This is a genomic window from Dehalobacter sp. TBBPA1, assembly GCF_040931655.1.
Lineage (GTDB): Bacteria > Bacillota > Desulfitobacteriia > Desulfitobacteriales > Syntrophobotulaceae > Dehalobacter > Dehalobacter restrictus.
This window is the reverse complement of sequence record NZ_CP162385.1, coordinates 2,860,847-2,876,884: the sequence shown is the minus strand read 5'-3', so window position 1 is coordinate 2,876,884 and position 16,038 is coordinate 2,860,847. Positions and strand designations below refer to the sequence as shown.

Annotated in this window: 13 protein-coding genes; 8 read left to right on the top strand and 5 right to left on the bottom strand. The window is 46.3% G+C overall.

Features of this window, described 5'->3' with window-relative positions:
• Positions 1-49 precede the first annotated feature (49 nt).
• From AB3489_RS14050 to AB3489_RS14030, 5 genes are all read right to left on the bottom strand, one after another.
• Positions 50-1,195 (bottom strand): ABC transporter permease, encoded by a 1,146-nt coding sequence (locus AB3489_RS14050; protein WP_368293372.1) that lies wholly within the window; start codon positions 1,193-1,195, stop codon positions 50-52.
• Complete coding sequence (locus AB3489_RS14045; RefSeq protein ID WP_368293371.1) at positions 1,196-2,320, bottom strand: ABC transporter permease; 1,125 nt, start codon at positions 2,318-2,320, stop codon at positions 1,196-1,198.
• A 9-nt stretch (positions 2,321-2,329) separates the two neighbouring features.
• Positions 2,330-3,268 (bottom strand): ABC transporter ATP-binding protein, encoded by a 939-nt coding sequence (locus AB3489_RS14040; protein ID WP_368293370.1) that lies wholly within the window; start codon positions 3,266-3,268, stop codon positions 2,330-2,332.
• Positions 3,269-3,509: 241 nt separating this feature from the next.
• On the bottom strand, positions 3,510-4,142 hold the full coding sequence (locus AB3489_RS14035; protein WP_019224958.1) for a response regulator transcription factor: 633 nt from the start codon (positions 4,140-4,142) through the stop codon (positions 3,510-3,512).
• A complete protein-coding gene (locus AB3489_RS14030; protein WP_368293369.1) occupies positions 4,132-5,253 on the bottom strand; it encodes a sensor histidine kinase in 1,122 nt (373 codons plus the stop codon). Before AB3489_RS14030 ends, AB3489_RS14035 begins: the two co-directional genes overlap by 11 nt.
• A gap of 297 nt (positions 5,254-5,550) precedes the next feature.
• Here AB3489_RS14030 and AB3489_RS14025 point away from each other — a divergent pair, with 297 nt between their 5' ends.
• The 8 genes from AB3489_RS14025 (at position 5,551) to trkA (ending at position 16,036) form a co-directional block, all read left to right on the top strand.
• A complete protein-coding gene (locus tag AB3489_RS14025; RefSeq protein ID WP_368293368.1) occupies positions 5,551-6,348 on the top strand; it encodes a Cof-type HAD-IIB family hydrolase in 798 nt (265 codons plus the stop codon).
• 56 nt (positions 6,349-6,404) lie between these two features.
• A complete protein-coding gene (locus AB3489_RS14020; protein ID WP_368293367.1) occupies positions 6,405-8,288 on the top strand; it encodes a B12-binding domain-containing radical SAM protein in 1,884 nt (627 codons plus the stop codon).
• A gap of 261 nt (positions 8,289-8,549) precedes the next feature.
• Positions 8,550-9,698: an extracellular solute-binding protein gene (locus tag AB3489_RS14015; RefSeq protein ID WP_368293366.1), complete on the top strand. Its 1,149-nt coding sequence runs from the start codon at positions 8,550-8,552 to the stop codon at positions 9,696-9,698.
• 35 nt (positions 9,699-9,733) lie between these two features.
• Positions 9,734-10,603 carry an RNase adapter RapZ gene (rapZ, locus tag AB3489_RS14010; RefSeq protein ID WP_287705043.1) on the top strand — a complete coding sequence of 290 codons (870 nt, stop codon included), beginning with the start codon at positions 9,734-9,736 and terminating at the stop codon, positions 10,601-10,603.
• 15 nt (positions 10,604-10,618) lie between these two features.
• Positions 10,619-11,983 (top strand): gluconeogenesis factor YvcK family protein, encoded by a 1,365-nt coding sequence (gene yvcK, locus AB3489_RS14005; protein WP_019224952.1) that lies wholly within the window; start codon positions 10,619-10,621, stop codon positions 11,981-11,983.
• A gap of 56 nt (positions 11,984-12,039) precedes the next feature.
• The gene (gene whiA / locus AB3489_RS14000) at positions 12,040-13,005 is read left to right on the top strand and encodes a DNA-binding protein WhiA (RefSeq protein WP_287705044.1); all 966 of its coding nucleotides are present in this window, start codon (positions 12,040-12,042) and stop codon (positions 13,003-13,005) included.
• A 5-nt stretch (positions 13,006-13,010) separates the two neighbouring features.
• Positions 13,011-14,603, top strand: coding sequence for a Na/Pi cotransporter family protein (locus tag AB3489_RS13995; RefSeq protein WP_368293365.1), 1,593 nt, complete (start codon positions 13,011-13,013; stop codon positions 14,601-14,603).
• Positions 14,604-14,704: 101 nt separating this feature from the next.
• On the top strand, positions 14,705-16,036 hold the full coding sequence (trkA, locus tag AB3489_RS13990; protein WP_019224949.1) for a Trk system potassium transporter TrkA: 1,332 nt from the start codon (positions 14,705-14,707) through the stop codon (positions 16,034-16,036).
• Positions 16,037-16,038: the final 2 nt, after the last annotated feature.

Here is a 16,038-nt window from a genome sequence, read left to right as displayed (position 1 = left end):
GACCGTTGTTGGCAGTATTTTTGTTTCTTATTCAGTACAAACAAATGAATTACACGAATTTCTGGATATTGTTTTCCCGGGCGAACCGGTACACTGCAATTAGGAAGAAAGCCACGGCAAAAGCAATCAAGATAGCAATATTCATCAGGATTTCTGACAGACTGCTGCCGGACTGCATTTTTCGAATCGCATCCAAAGCCCACCATTGCGGCATAAAATGGGCGATTTTCTGCATGGTTTCGGGCATCAGGCTAACCGGCCAGAAACATCCTCCCAGCATGCAGGTCGGTGTCAGGATAAGCGTAGAAAGCGTGCCTGCCATGTAGGACGAACTGGAAAACGCTGTTGTAATAAGTCCGATCCCGATCGAAACAAGGCCGAACAGCAGAAGGATAAAGAACAGAAGGATTGCAGGCACATAGGTTTCAATACGGAACAGATATTGTAAAGCCACGATGATAAAGAGTGTTTGAACGGTAACGATGATCAGGCTGCTTAGCGCATTTGCACTGAGATATTCCTTTGGCGATACGGGACTCGCACAAATTCTGTGATAGGTCCTGGTTTTTTTTTCATTCAGGATAGCATGGGATGTCAAGCCTGCTCCGAACATAACAAACATCAGCAGGAAGCCGAAGCTTGTCAGGGTAATATCCTTGCTGACACTTTCGTCCTGCAGTTCGACAGCAGATACCTGGAGCGGATGGCTGCTGTATTCCTGAAACAGTCCCCGGAAAGCTGTCTCGTCCCCGCCGGCAGCGGCAGCCAGATCTTTCAGATTCCGGGTCTGCAGATTGAAAAACTGCTCCAGCCAGGCCGTTGTATCCTGTCCCTTTAACGAGATGATTTTGATTGCTGCCGGAGAACCGGCAACAATACTTTTTTCATATCCACCGGGGATGATGACAGCTGCCTCCAGGGTTTGATCCAGAAGGTTGTTTTTTATTTCTGTTTCTTGGAGGGGAGTAAGCGTATAGTTTCCCGCTTTAGCAGTTTCCTGGACAAGGTAGGCGGAAAGGGCAGTTTGGTCTTTGTCAATCAGCCCGATTTGGACGGGTTCTGACTTGGCCCCGCTGTAGATCGCCAGTGCAAAGACAATACCGAGCAGTGGAAGAAGCAGATAGACAATATAATTCCCCTTTTTTCTAAAGGTGACCTTTAAGGTGTTCCGGACTAAAAATAGAATGTTTTTCATTCAGACCGCCTCCTTTCTGGACAGGAATGCTGAGACCATTAAAAATGTCGCGGCGACAGCCAGATTGATCAGAATAGCAGGAAGCATGATCGTATAGTCCTGATCATAGATCAATCTGAAAATTGCCTCATTTGTCCACTTAAGCGGAGATAGCGCAGTGATGGCAGTGAGTGGACCATTCAGCGAGGATAACGGGACATACCCGCCGCCGAGGAAAGCAATAATTGGGATCAAAACATTTAGACAAGCGGCACCTGTACCGTCATTGCGAATCAGGTAAGCAATTCCTGTGCCTAGACCGATTGCCAGAACAGCTTCAGAGAAAATGATCAGCAGGACCGATAGCAGGTCTGATCCCCAGTACACTTTAAAGAAAAGCGAGCTGAACAGAAGAACGACCGCTGCCTGCACGATGGTTACCAGGAGGCCGCCGAGCGTTTTGCCTGTGAGTAGTTCAATTTTGGTGACAGGACTGCAAAGTATCCGGTTTCCGGTTTTAAAATTCTGTTCATTTTTAACAGACCAGAATCCGGTCAGCGAAGCGTACAGTAAAAAAAGTGTCAGCATGGTTACCGCGTAGTAATCCAGTGAACCGGGTTCTCTTTTTTTGTCTATGGATTCGGACTGAACATAATCTTCTTCAGGACTAGCCATAATGCCCGCTAATGCGGAAGGATTTGTTTGGGCAATCAGCTTAACGGCATCGTATCTGGCGGCAAACACTTTAACGGATGATTCAACAAGATTGGCCTCAAAGTTAAAACGCGCATTTTTATAGACGCGAATTTCCGGAGGGGCGCTCGTCAGCAAAATAAAACAGGAATACTGGTCATTTTTAATACTGCTTAGACCTTCCTCTGGGTCTGTCGTTTCGGTAAAAGTAATTCCCAGCTGTTTCTGCAGCTCATCCTGAAAGGAATGAAAACTTTCGGTAAGTGCCGGATCTCCTTGAACAGAATAAAGGACACGTATATCGTCCAATACAATATCATTGGAAAATACACCGGAAAAGGCCGTACCCAGAATGACAATCAAGACAATCGGGAAAAGGACCATCATAATATTCGCTTTGAAATCCCGAATGTTCTGTTTGAATTCCTTTAAAATAATATGGATAATTCTCATGGTAGCCACCTAATCCCTTAGACTGCGGCCGGTCAGCGACAGAAATACAGTTTCCAGGTCCGGTGTTCTGCTCTCAACACTTTTGATTGAGAACTTGTTTTCGGTAAAGTAACAGATAATTTTATCAAGGTTGTGGACTTCTTTGGCAGTGCTTATTTTTAGCGTATTTTCTTCAATGTCCATCTGAAGAACCCCGGGTATTTCCCTGATCTTGTCTTCGACAACTTTCGTGATCGAGTCGTTAACGGTAATCCAGACAATATTGGAGTCGGTTAACAGCGCTTTCAACTCTTCTTTGCTGCCCAGGGCGATCACTTTGCCGTGATCCATGATCGCGATTCGGGAACAGATTTCTTCGACTTCTTCCATGTAATGACTGGTATAAATAATTGTACAGCCCATCTGATTTAATTTCTTAACAGATTGCAGGATATGATTCCGGGATTGTGGATCGATACCTACGGTAGGCTCATCCATGATAATCAATTTCGGTTTGTGGGTAATCGCACAGGCGATATTCAGCCGTCTTTTCATGCCCCCGGAAAAGCTTTTCGGATAACTGTTTGCTTTATCGCTTAATTCGGTAAATTCTAGTGCCTCAGCCGCTGCTTTATGCAGCTCATCCCCTCGCAGACCGTAAAGTCCCGCAAAAAATTTGACATTTTCCAGCGTGGTCAGATCTTCATAAATGGCAATATCCTGGGGAACTATGCCTGTATTTTTCTTCGAAAAGGCTTTGTTTCTTTTCGTATCTTTATTCAGAATAGAGATCGTCCCTTTATCGATGGATAATAAGCCAATAATCATGTTAATAGCGGTGCTCTTACCTGCACCGTTCGGTCCTAAAAGTCCAAATATTTCTCCCTTCGCAATGCTGATATTCATGTTATCTACAGCAATGACATCACCGAATTTTTTCGTAACATTTTCCATCACCAGGATGCTCATAATGAATTGCCCCTTTCATTTTCCTACCCATCCCTCTGATTCATCTAAAGAAAACTTGGCTGGCGCCAAGTTTTCTGGCGGCAGCCTTAGCTGCACTTAGATATATAAGAAAGTAACGTATACTTTCTTATATACTAATAAAAAAAGGAACCTTTCGTTAGTAGAAAAGGTCACCAGTTTGTATGACAAAAGTCATTTGTTTATGATGATTGAGTTACATTCTTTTTATTATGTAACGTTTTTATGATTTGGAACCGGTCAGGTAATAAATCGCAATTTGGGTTCGGTGTTCAAGTCCCGTTTTATTCAGGATGGAAGTGATATAATTTTTAACTGTGCCTTCCGAGACATAGAGCTTCTTTGCTATTTCGCGATTAGCCAGACCTTTGGAAATAAGTTTGATGATATCCATTTCCCTGTCAGAAAAAAGATCTTCGGCAATTTTGACTTTGGGATTCGTGACCAGCTCCTCCCGAATTTTTTTCATCACACTGTCCTGCATCACAATGCCGCCCTCATATACCATTTTTATCGCGTCCATGATCCGGTCAGGGGAACTGTTCTTCAGCAAATACCCTCTTGAGCCGTTTTTTACGGCCGTCAGAATAAAATCATCGTCGTCAAATGTGGTCAGGATCAGTGGCTTGACGGTCGTTTTTTCAGATATTTCTCTGGAAGCCTGCAGGCCGTCCATGACAGGCATCCTGACATCAAGCAGCGCGATATCGACTTTCTGGGATTCGCAGTATTGGATGGCCTGCAGGCCATTTTCCACACAGGCGGTTACTTCAAAACGTTCGTCGTTTTGAAGTATGATTTTAAGCCCTTCCCGGATCAGGATATCGTCATCGGTAATAAGTACTTTAATCGGCATTTTCTGCTCCTTTCACAGGCAGTAAGGTAATGACGGAAAAACCGTCTGAACTGTCCAGAATAAGTTTGCCCCCGCAGCTTTCCGTTCTTTCTTCCATCCCTTCCAGTCCCAATCCCTTCTTAATCGATATGGCACCGACTCCATTATCTTTTATTTCGACCTTAATAAGTTTATTCATTATTTCAAGTTTTATTTTCACTTCTCCGGCGGATGAATATTTCAATGTATTTGTCAGTGCTTCCCGGACATTTTCCAGGATGATTCTCCATTGTGAATGGGTAATGCAGTTCAGATTACCCTGGTAGTTCAAATGTGTTTTCATTTGGCTGTTAAATGAATGTTCATCCAGAATCGCTTTCAAACGATTAATGCCAAGCTGCTCAGGAGCTGGTTTGATAGTTCTGAGTGTGGAACGGATATCCTCCATGCCTTCTTTCAAGACATGGATAACATTGGCAATAATCTCCTTTGATCTGTTCTGGTCCCGGTCAATCACCAGGCGGGCGGCTTCAAGCTGGATCAGGCTTCCGGCAAGGACATGCCCAATTTTATCGTGAATATTTTGCGCAAGCGTATTTCTTTCTTCCAGTTGGCTTAAATACTTGACCTGGTTTTCATATTCGGTACCGGAGTGCAAACGGCCGTAAAGAGAATGGTTCTTTTCTCTTAAGAAATCGTTGTCCGCGGCCAGGCGGGCAATGCGCATCGAAGATTTTAGGGACAATTCATAAATCATGGCACTCAAAAGACTGATCAGCAGATATTCCGGGATAATATTCCCCGCAAGCAAGAAAAGAGGAAGAGCTGTAGGGATCAGGGCATATAATGGATTCTTCCCGAACTGGTGAAACAATTCCAACAAGTTTAACGGCAAAAGAAAAACAAAGAGATTAGAGGCATAGAAAGCAGAGAGAATCAGAAAAACACATATCAAAACCATCCATGTTTTTTTTACGGATTCCCTGGAGGAAATAATATGAAACATGCTCACAATGATATAGATAAGTAGAAGTAACAGCACCAGGGGCAAATTGGTCATCCCAGTCAGTACATAGCAAAAAATACTATATAGAATAATCACTAATTTCGTGCCCAAAAGCCAGCTGGTCATCAGATTACCTCGTTCATCCTATTTCGTATATCAGATTTCGGTGAAAAAACCTAGGTGCTTTTTGATATATCTATGGGCAACTAAGGCTTACGCCTGTGCCAAAAGGCTGGCGTAAGCCAAGTTTTCTATATAATCCTACTATAGTTTTTCTACCGGGACCATGTCAACCCTAATTCTGGTATGTTATACGTATACGTCTGACTACCTTGCCTAAAAATCAAAAAGGCTACGGCCCTGAAGTTCTATGGTATAATAGTATCAATTTGTTCGTGTAATCTGCCAAAGGAGTGAAATAGATTGATCCGACTTGTTGCCATAGATTTGGATGAAACACTGCTTAACGATGCGTGGCAAATTTCTGAAGGGAATATCAAGGCCATCCGCCGCGCAGTGGCCAAAGGCGTAATGGTTACGCTTGCTACAGGAAGGATGGCTGTATCTGCCAGAAAATACGCCAGCCAGCTGGGTCTGGATGTTCCGATTATTACATGCAATGGAGCCTTGATCGAGCACTCCCTGAGCAGGGAAATCATCTGCCATAAAGTGATTCCGTCAGGATTAGCTATGGAGATTATTCAGCGTCTCCAGTCGAAAGAAGTCTACACACAGGTGTTTATCAAAGATGAAGTCTTTACAAATAAATGGAATCAATATTCCAAAGCCTATGAGGAAATGACCGGAATAAAGGTCCAGGAAACGGATGTGCTGCAAATTTTGCACACTGAGCCGGAAGGTGCTGAAAAAATATTGTGCATTTCCGGGGAGGATTATCTCCAGACTGCTACGGCAGAACTGCGGCAGATCTATGCCGACAGGCTTCATTTTACGCGTTCCAAGCCAATTTTTCTGGATATGATCGATAAAGAGGTCAACAAAGGCAGCGCGCTTAGGGCGTTAGCCGCGAATTTCGGCATCTTGCCGGAAGAAATTATCGCGATTGGGGATAATTTCAATGACCGGGAAATGCTGATGTTTGCCGGTATCGGTGTGGCTATGGGCAATGCCCATCAGGAACTCAAAGAAATTGCGGATTATATTACAGCTTCAAATAAAGAAGACGGAGTAGCCAAAGTTTTCGAGAAATTTGTTCTGTAAGGTCCATCATAAATCAAAAAAAATCCAGCCTAAGAATTCAGGTAAGGAGTTTTAATGTGAAGATCCTGCTCGTTGGCATAAATACCCGGTATGTACATACAAATCTGGCCATTCGCTGTCTGCGTGAAGTCTTGAAGACACAGGGAAACGCCGAATGGGAAATCTGTATCCGCGAGTTTTCGATTAATGAGCATCTGGACAAAATTGCCGGAGAAATATTTGAAGAGAAACCGGATGTCCTTGGTTTCTCATGCTATATCTGGAACATTGTCTCCGTTAAGGCCTTGGTGCGCAGGTTGAGGCCTGTCTTGCCCGATACCTTCATTCTGGCCGGGGGGCCGGAAGTATCTTTTGACTGTGATCGTCTTATGAATGAGGTCCCCCAGCTCGATGCGGTCGTTGCCGGGGAAGCCGAACGGGTTCTGCCTGTGCTGCTTAAAGGTTGGTCCGAAGGCAGCCTTCCCCGGGATGTCGCCGGTGTTGTCTGGCGACTGCGGAGAGAGGCCGGCGGTCCCCAGGGCCTGGACAGCATGACTGCCTCGGATGGTTTCCAGGGAATGACCAGCACGGATGCATGTGGCATGGTAGTGACGAATGCAGCGACACCGGATACCGTGGATCTGAATTTTCTGCCAAACCCCTACGCGGTGCAAGAGGATTTTCGCGGGAAACTGGTTTATGTCGAGACAAGCAGGGGCTGTCCGTATAACTGTGAATTTTGTATTTCGTCCACTTTCAAGGGTGTCCGGTTTTTGCAGCCGGAGCGTTTTCGTCCTATTTTGCGGCAGCTTTTTGCGAACGGGGCACGGACGATTAAATTTGTGGACAGAACATTCAACGCATCCAAAACGCACGGGTTTCAAGTTCTTGACCTATTTAAAGAGGAAGCTGAACGGGAGTACGAGAAAACAGGACCGGAGGGCACATATGGATTGTCTGGGGACATTCCACGGGCCCATTGCGAGATAGCCGGAGATTTGCTGGATCAGGACTGGCTGCAGTACTTGCAGAACTATCCGACAGGAATGATTCAATTAGAGATAGGAGTCCAGTCCACCCATCCACCTGCTTTGAAAGCGATCCGCCGATCCCAGAATTTTGCGGACTGGAAAGATAAGGTTCGTTATTTGCAGCACGATTGCGGGATACCGGTTCATTTGGATCTTATTGCAGGCTTGCCCCATGAGGGGTGGGCAGAATTCCGCAAGTCATTTGATGAAGTTTTTAATCTCAGACCGAATCATTTGCAGCTTGGTTTTCTGAAGGTATTGAAGGGTTCGGGAATCCGCAGGCAATGCACCCAATACGGGCTGAAATACTGCCCGGATCCGCCCTATACGGTCCTGAAAACACGGGAGTTGAGCCACGAACAGGTTTTGGACCTGGCCCGAATAGAAGAAACTCTGGAAAGGTACTATAATTCTGGAAGGTTTAAGTTTTCACTCGAAGTTGTTCTTGCTGACCGGCAAAGCCCGTTTGATTTTTTTGATGCTCTGGCCAGATACTGGCACGGTAAGGGCTGGTTCCAAAGAGAATGGAGTTCCAGGTCACTCTTCGAGAATATCTGGGAATTTTTGATGGAACAGCCGGCCGGCCGGACCGCACTGAATCGGAAACTTTGGCGCGAAGCACTGCGTTTTGATTATTTTGTCGCTGAACGTCCCGGGCAAATCCCTGATTTTCTACAGAGAGCAGAAGAGACTGTCCAGGATAAAAGTTGGAAAGAAGAGATAAGGAAGGACCCGATTTGGCAGAACCGGATTCCTGAGTCTGAGGGCATGGATAAAAGGCAGTGGATCAGAGCTACGGCTATCGAATATTTTGAGCGGGATATTCCAACAGGGACTACAGAACATTCCCCGGGAAAAGGCGGCTGGTATTTGTTCTACTACGGTCGAAAGCCGACCCAGTATTTTAAAGTTGAAAGTTCAAGCTCCTAAAAGCATATAGAAAATTAATTGACAAAAACAGTCTCAGAAAGTAGTATTTGTAACTTTCCAGCGGACGGATTAGAATAAGGGGAGAAGAAACGAATATTTGCTCGGGTTAGTCTCCGTAATGGATGCGCAACAGCCGAGAAACGGTATTATGGTCTTTAGACTTGCCCTAATGGTTTTTGAATATTTTAGTAATATTGTATCAGGTATGAGGAGAGGAAATCGCTCTGAATGGAAAAAAGGCTGAAAGCACTTCTGTGTATTATGATAATAATATTGAGCTTAACGGCTTTAACAGCTTGTTCCAAGGGACCCTCTCCGGGGAAACCCGGCGGAGATGCCCCTGCGGTAATCTCTGTCTGGTATTCGTTGGACGGCAAAGAAGAACAGGCTTTACTTGCGCAGTTTGCCAGAATCAATAAGGAATATCCCGAAGTATCGGTTAAAGGTGAAAAAATTGCTGAGGCAGATATTGTCCAGCAGGTCTGGAACTACCAAGCCGGAGCAGAGGGGCCGGAAATTGTGATTGCTAGAAGACAGATCCTCGATGCGCTCTATAAAAAAGGGGCGGTCTCACCTGTTCTGGCGGATATCGACTCAGCCTATCCGGCGGCGAGAGCGGTTTTTACGTATAATAAACAAGCATTTGCAGCACCCTGGCTTACGGATGTACCACTGCTCTACTACCGCAAAGATAAAGTACCGGTGCCCCCGGCAAGTCTGGCGGAAATCTGGGAGAAACATTCCGTCATCGCAGTTCCGGGTCTGAATGCGTCGCTGCTCAGTCCGTGGTGGAGGGCTGAGGGAGGAACGTTAAGCGCCAACGGTGTTCCAACCCTGGATTCGCAGAAGAATCGGGCTTTTATCAACAATTTTGCAGCGCTTCGTCAGCAAAATCAAGTGCTTTTGGACAGTGCAGCCTTAGCCCGGTTTGCCGGGGGTGAGACCGGTTACCTGCTGACCTGGGCCAGTGACAGTACCAGACTGACGAACATAGGTGGAAACTGGGACTGTCTGTCCTTCTATTCTTTACTGGGAGCCAAGGGACAGGTTTTGCTGGATCATACGATCGGAATCGCTAATTCATCCATAAAGACCATTCCTGTCATGGAAAGCGCCATTCGGCTGGTTGAAGAAGAACTGCTGAAGCCGGCGGCGGAAGAGGCGATGTTTCAAGCCGGCGGCAGGCTGCCTGTTAACAGTGCGTATTACGAATCGGCGACGAAGCGTTTTCAGTCAGAGGTTGCTTTGTCTTTGCAGTCTGCCTGGTATTTGGAGGGTTCGGTGAACGACTGGACGTATTTGGACCTCCTAAATTCCAGCTGGCAGAATATTGCAGGAGGGGCCAATATGGAAAGTGAACTCGCTCGTATTCAGCAGGATGCGTCGAATATTGGCAAGCAAACGAAATAATCAGGAAAGGAACAATTCAGGTGGGGGAAAAGGCTATGAAAAGAGAAGCATTGAAACTGGTGATTATTACCGGTTTGTCCGGGGCTGGGAAAACGCAAGCCCTGCAAAGTATGGAAGACCTTGGATTTTTTTGCGTTGACAATCTTCCGCCGAGCCTTATTGAAAAGTTCGTTGACTTGTGTGCCCAATCCCAAGGAAAAATAGACAAAGCTGCCATTGTCTGTGACTTACGCGGCGGAGATTTTTTTTCTTCTTTAAACCAGGCGCTCGAGGATCTGCAGGAGGCGGGATATCAATACGAAATTCTATTCCTAGAGGCTTCGGACGATGTTCTGGTCAACCGTTATAAAGAATCAAGAAGAAGGCATCCCGTATCTCCGAAGGGAAATGTGCTGGAAGGCATTCACAAAGAGCGGCAATATCTTGCCGATTTACGCGGGGATGCAAGCAAGATCATTGACAGTTCAGACCTGACAACCGTACAGATGAAGGAAAAAATCAGGAATCTGTTTGGAAAGGAATACGATCCGGCCAGGATGTCCGTATCGGTCGTTTCTTTCGGGTTTAAATTTGGGATACCGCTGGATGCCGATACAATTATCGATGTCCGTTTTCTGCCTAATCCGTATTATTTAAAGGAACTTAAACCGCTGAACGGCAAAGATAAAGAGGTCAGGGATTATGTTTTACTGAATCCTACCACGGCTGATTTTATCGGCAGGTTTTTTCATATGCTGGAATTTATTTTGCCGTTATATCTCAAAGAAGGTAAAAGCCACCTGGTCATTGGCATAGGATGTACAGGGGGGCAGCACCGTTCCGTGGCAATTGCCGAGAAAACAGCGGAGTTCCTTCAGATGAACAATTACTCCTGTGTTATAAACCACAGAGATATCAAAGGATAGGAATGGTTTGACGAGATGGAACTTCCGAAAAAATATTTGGAAATGTGCAAATGGTTCTATCCAAATTTAGGTGTAAAAAGATATTTTCTGTTGGCAATCCTCGGTTTATTTCTTGTCGCCGGCGGACTTTCGGTCATCAGCTCCGGGGAAACCCTCGGATTTATTGAAGTGCAGTTTCGGGAGATCATCTATCAGCTGGCCGGCAAAGATACCGTAATGGTGGGTCCGGCGGGGGTCGTTACCTGCCTGGCAGGTATGGCTATCGTTTTTATCGCGTTTAAAAAAATGATCAGCTCTATCATTTCCGTGCTGATTCCGGAAAATGAAGATAGAATTCTCGATGTGATTTATTCCCGCCGTCAATTGAAGCGAGGACCTAAAATTGTTGTTATCGGTGGAGGTACCGGGCTGTCGGCGTTGCTGAAAGGGCTAAAAGAATATACCAGCAATCTGACGGCTATCGTTACCGTTGGGGATGATGGCGGAAGCTCGGGGCGTCTGCGTCGAGAGCTTGGGATTCTGCCTCCCGGGGATATCCGTAACTGTCTGGTTGCTCTGGCTGAAAAAGAAGATATCATGGAAGAACTTTTTTCCTATCGCTTTGATACCGGGACGCTGGCCGGGCACAGCCTCGGGAATTTGTTTCTTGCAGGTCTGGCCGGAAGATTCGGTGATTTTCAGAAAGGCATCGAGCAAATTGGCAAAGTATTCGCCTTGCGCGGGGAAGTATATCCGTCAACGCTTTCTCAAATCACCCTGAATGCTTATTTTGAAGACGGTAGATTCATTAACGGCGAGACAGCCATCCGGACGACGCCTGGAAAGATCAAAGTTCTCAATATTATGCCCCAGGACTGTCGGCCCTTGCCCGGAGCTTTAGCGGCGCTTGAAGATGCCGACCTGATTGTTCTTGGGCCGGGGAGTCTTTATACCAGTATCATTCCGAATCTATTGGTGAAAGGGCTTCGCGACAAGATTGCTTCGGCCAAGGCTCCGTGCATTTATGTCTGCAACATTATGACGGAACCTGGAGAGACTGACCATTATGCGGTCGCCGACCATTTGAAGGTGATTATCGAGCATGTTGGGAAGGATCTGGTTGATGCGGTGCTGGCTGCCAGAGAAAATATATCTCAGCAAGTCAGGGAACGCTATCAGGCAGAAGGAGCTGAGGTTGTGGACGGTGATGCCGCTGAGGTCGAAAAACTGGGTGTTCGTTACTTTGAAGGCAGTTTTTACACCGGCGGGGAAGTTGTCCGGCATAATCCGGATAAGCTGGCTAAAGAAATTTTGCGTCTGTTATTCCGTCTCAAGCCCGTGAATGAGAGAGTCGCCATGGTTGATTCGTATCTGCTAAATCGGAAAATTAAATCGATATAAATATAAGCCGCTGTTGACGAAAAAGGATATTATTTTGAAGGGCCGGAGTTGATGGTATGTCGTTTAGTGCCATAACCAAAGAGGAACTAGCCAGACTGGAGTTGCAGAAGGATTGTTGTGAGCTGGCGGAGCTGGCTTCGCTTATCCGCATGGATGGAACACTGCAGATCAGCGCGAATCAGAAATATTCCCTGAACGTGATCACTGAAAGCGCTCCTGTGGCGCGAAAAATATATAACCTGGCCAAAGAATCGCTGCATCTGCCAGCCGATATTGTGGTCAGGCGGAAATTAAGACTGAAGAAAAACAATTCTTACCTGGTGAAGATTTACCCCAGAGAGATGAGTGATCTTCAAAGACTTGGGTTGTTTAATGAAGAGGGAGAAATCCAGGCCGGAATTGATAAGAAACTTATTGCCAAGAAATGTGACCAGAAGGCTTACCTCCGCGGGGCATTTCTGGCCGGAGGCTCGATCAGCAACCCTGAGGGGAATTATCATATGGAGATTATCACGAATGATCCGGTTCTGGCAGGAGACCTGAGCGAACTTTTGAACAAATTCGATCTAAAGGCGAAGGTCAGTACCCGTAAGAATTTCCATGTGGTTTATTTAAAGGAGAGCGAACATATCGTCGAGTTTCTTGCGCTGATTGGTGCCCACCAGGCGTTATTTGAGTTTGAAAATATCCGGATCATCAAAGAAATGCGCAACCAAGTTAACCGGATCGTTAATTGTGAGACTGCCAATCTGAATAAGACGGTGGACGCCGCAGTACGTCAGTTAGAAAACATTCGGCTGATTGAAAGGACCATCGGACTCAAAGCCCTGCCGGAAAATCTGCAGGAGATTGCTTGCCTGCGTCTGGAATTTCCGGATTATACCTTGAAAGAACTGGGTGAAATTCTGATCCCGAAAGTCGGTAAATCGGGCGTCAATCACAGACTGCGCAAGATTGAAGAGATTGCCGAAAAGATTCAGACGGATAAGAACAAACCACAGCCTGGCAAAGGAAAGAGTTAAAGCAAATGTTTTCGATCACGATGGTAATGCAATTTCTAGGCGGACTGGGACTGTTCCTGTACGGGGTTAATGTTACTTCGGAAGGGCTGCAGAAAATTGCCGCGAAAAAGTTGAAAAACATCCTGGCCTCTTTAACTAGAAAGCCTTGGGCAGCGACCCTATTCGGAATTGTGATGACAGTCGCGCTGCAAAGCAGTACCGCGACAACGGTCATGATCGTCGAATTTGTCAATTCAGGCCTGATGACGCTGACCCAGGCGCTTGGTGTTGTTCTAGGGTCAGCGGTCGGGACCTCGATCGTCATTCAATTAATCTCTTTCCCAATCCTGGATTTTGCACTTTTGCTGCTTTTCATCGGATTTATCATGTTTTTTCTTGTCAGAACCACGCTGGCCAAAAGCATCGGACAAGCGCTGATCGGTTTTGGCTGTATTTTTGTTGGCATGTCTTTGCTTTCTGGAGCATTTTCACCGTTGAAAAGCTCGCCTGATGTCGATGCGTTCCTCTCCCAGTTCGGGACAAACCCGATTCTCGGTATAGCCATAAGTATGGTTGTGACAGCATTACTGCAGAGCAGTGCTGCGTTTCTGGCAATTCTTATTTCCCTCTCCACACACGGACTGCTGTCTGTGGAATCGGTCATCCCGCTGGTCATGGGGGCTCACATCGGGGGGACGCTGACGACTTTGTTTTCCTCTCTCAGCGCTGAACGGGCCGATGCGGTCAGGGTAGCCGCAGCCAACACGCTTTATCGTCTTGCTGCAGCGTTAATCTTACTGCCGTTTTTTCCGTACTTTACTCGGTTTATCGAATGGAGTGCTGCGGACCTGCCCCGGCAGGTAGCGAATACGCATCTTTTTTCGGCAGTCTTAATGGTGATTCTATTTCTGCCTTTAAACAAAATCTTAAGCAAATGGCTGATTAAGCTGATCCCGCAGCGAAGGGACGAAGGCAAAAAACCAAGGCTTATTTATATTACCAAGGCAGCTCCTGAACTGCCGGCTGTTGCCTTGACCCAGGCAAGACAGGAAATCCGTTGGGTGGCGAATAAGATCCTTGAGAATATGGTTCAAATACTGCCGCGTATCATCTTTTACGGGGATACAAAAATACTTCAGGAGCTGGAACGGACGGAGCGGGAAGTAGACTGGCACTATCAGGAACTGTCGAAATTCTTTACGGAATTATTCCGTCGGAATATGACTCGGGAACAAATTGTCGAGAGCCACAGCTACCAGTTAATAATTAAGGAACTTGAATATATTGCCGACAGCCTGATTGTGATGGCCAGGCTGGGGGCCAGGATTCATGCTGCCCAGATAATGGTTGAAGAGACTGATCAGGAAAAGGCCGGAGAATTATACATCGCTGTATCCAGCAATTTTTTAACCCTGCTGCGCTATTTGGAAAGAGGTGATCAGGCTCTTGCTTTGCTGATCATCGAAGCCCATCAGGGTATTATCGAAATCTATAATCAAGTTCAGAACAGCCTGACTTGCCGGATCTCCAAAGATGATCAAGGTATGCAGGAATTGAACAGCTGGCTGTATAAAATTGGGGAGCATATTGTCCGGATCGCCAAGATATTGCAGGATTAGATGTAAATTAATTTCGCAAATCATGAGAAAACACTGTTGAAAATCTTTGGTTTGTGCTATATTGTAGCTCTAAAACAGTAATAGGAACCGGAGGGGTTAACGTGCGGGTAGTCATTGTGGGAGCTGGAAAGGTTGGTTTTAGTCTGGCGCAGTACCTCGTTGATGAAGACCATGATGTCATTGTTATTGAGGAAGATGAAACACGCCGGAATATTATCCAGAACAGCCTTGACGTCATGACTATTCAAGGGAATGGAGCGAGCCCCAGGGTCTTGATGAACGCGGATGTTCGGTCGGCAGACTTGATGATTGCTGTCACCGACAGTGATGAAGTGAACATGGTGGCGTGTATGGCAGCGAAACAGGCTGGAATACATCAAACAATCGCCCGAATCCGCAATAGCGAATATATTGGTAAAGAGGAAGCCGAATTCCATCGTTCTTTGGGGATCGATCTGACGATTAACCCTGAACATGTTACCGCGGTTGAAATAAGCAGGATCTTATTTATTCCGGCAGCACTGGAGGTCGAGGACTTTGCCGATGGTAAAGTCAGGTTGTTGGAAGTAAGGATCCGGCCAGAATCACCGCATACAAATATCCCGATTTCCGAACTGGATCTTCCGAAAGATATTTTGATTGTTGGTATCCTGCGTAAAAACAGGATGATTATACCGAACGGCGCGGAGATGCTGAAGCCAAGCGACAATGTTTTTCTTGTCGGCGATCCGCAAGCGTTAAATGAGATCCAGGATGAGTTTACCGAAAAGATGGTCCCGGTCAAGAAAGTCATGCTCATCGGAGCCGGCCGAATTGGCCGCAATCTGGCCGTTCTGCTCGAAAAGGCAGGTATGATCGTCAAGGTGATCGACAAGAATCCGGAACGGTGTCAGGCTTTGGCCAAAAGCCTCAAAAAGGGAACTGTGTACTGCGGAGAAGGAACCGATGTTGATCTGCTGATGGAAGAAGGGGTCGGAGATGCCGATGCCGTAGTCTGTCTGACAGATGACGATAAGCTGAATCTGCTTCTGGCCCTGATGGCCAAAGATCTGGGTGCCCAGAAAACAATTTGCCGGGTAGGAAGAACGGAGTATATTCCCCTGATGGAAAAGGTAGGCGTGGATTCTGTCTTATCGCCAAGATTGATCACAGCCGGTTTTATTCTGAGCCAGGTCCGCAGGGGTAAATTTATTTCCGTGGCTCTGCTGGAAGGCGCCAAAGCGCAGGCTATGGAAATCGGCATATCTCCGACGTCCAAAGTTGCCGGCAAGAAGCTGAAAGAGGTCAGGTTTCCCTACAATTGTCTGGTTGGAGCAGTCCTGCATCAAGGTCGGGTTTACGTGCCAAACGGTGAATCCGTTCTGATGCCCGGTGACCAGGTGATAATCTTTGCACTGCCTGATACGATCATTAAGGTCAATAAATTCTTTTAACG

Coding starts and splice junctions, on each gene's coding strand:
- AB3489_RS14040 (WP_368293370.1), bottom strand. CDS start 3,268: ATGAGCATCCTGGTGATGGAAAATGTTACGAAAAAATTCGGTGATGTC.
- AB3489_RS13995 (WP_368293365.1), top strand. CDS start 13,011: ATGTTTTCGATCACGATGGTAATGCAATTTCTAGGCGGACTGGGACTG.
- AB3489_RS14030 (WP_368293369.1), bottom strand. CDS start 5,253: ATGACCAGCTGGCTTTTGGGCACGAAATTAGTGATTATTCTATATAGT.
- rapZ (WP_287705043.1), top strand. CDS start 9,734: ATGAAAAGAGAAGCATTGAAACTGGTGATTATTACCGGTTTGTCCGGG.
- AB3489_RS14050 (WP_368293372.1), bottom strand. CDS start 1,195: ATGAAAAACATTCTATTTTTAGTCCGGAACACCTTAAAGGTCACCTTT.
- yvcK (WP_019224952.1), top strand. CDS start 10,619: ATGGAACTTCCGAAAAAATATTTGGAAATGTGCAAATGGTTCTATCCA.
- AB3489_RS14035 (WP_019224958.1), bottom strand. CDS start 4,142: ATGCCGATTAAAGTACTTATTACCGATGACGATATCCTGATCCGGGAA.
- AB3489_RS14015 (WP_368293366.1), top strand. CDS start 8,550: ATGATAATAATATTGAGCTTAACGGCTTTAACAGCTTGTTCCAAGGGA.
- AB3489_RS14045 (WP_368293371.1), bottom strand. CDS start 2,320: ATGAGAATTATCCATATTATTTTAAAGGAATTCAAACAGAACATTCGG.
- whiA (WP_287705044.1), top strand. CDS start 12,040: ATGTCGTTTAGTGCCATAACCAAAGAGGAACTAGCCAGACTGGAGTTG.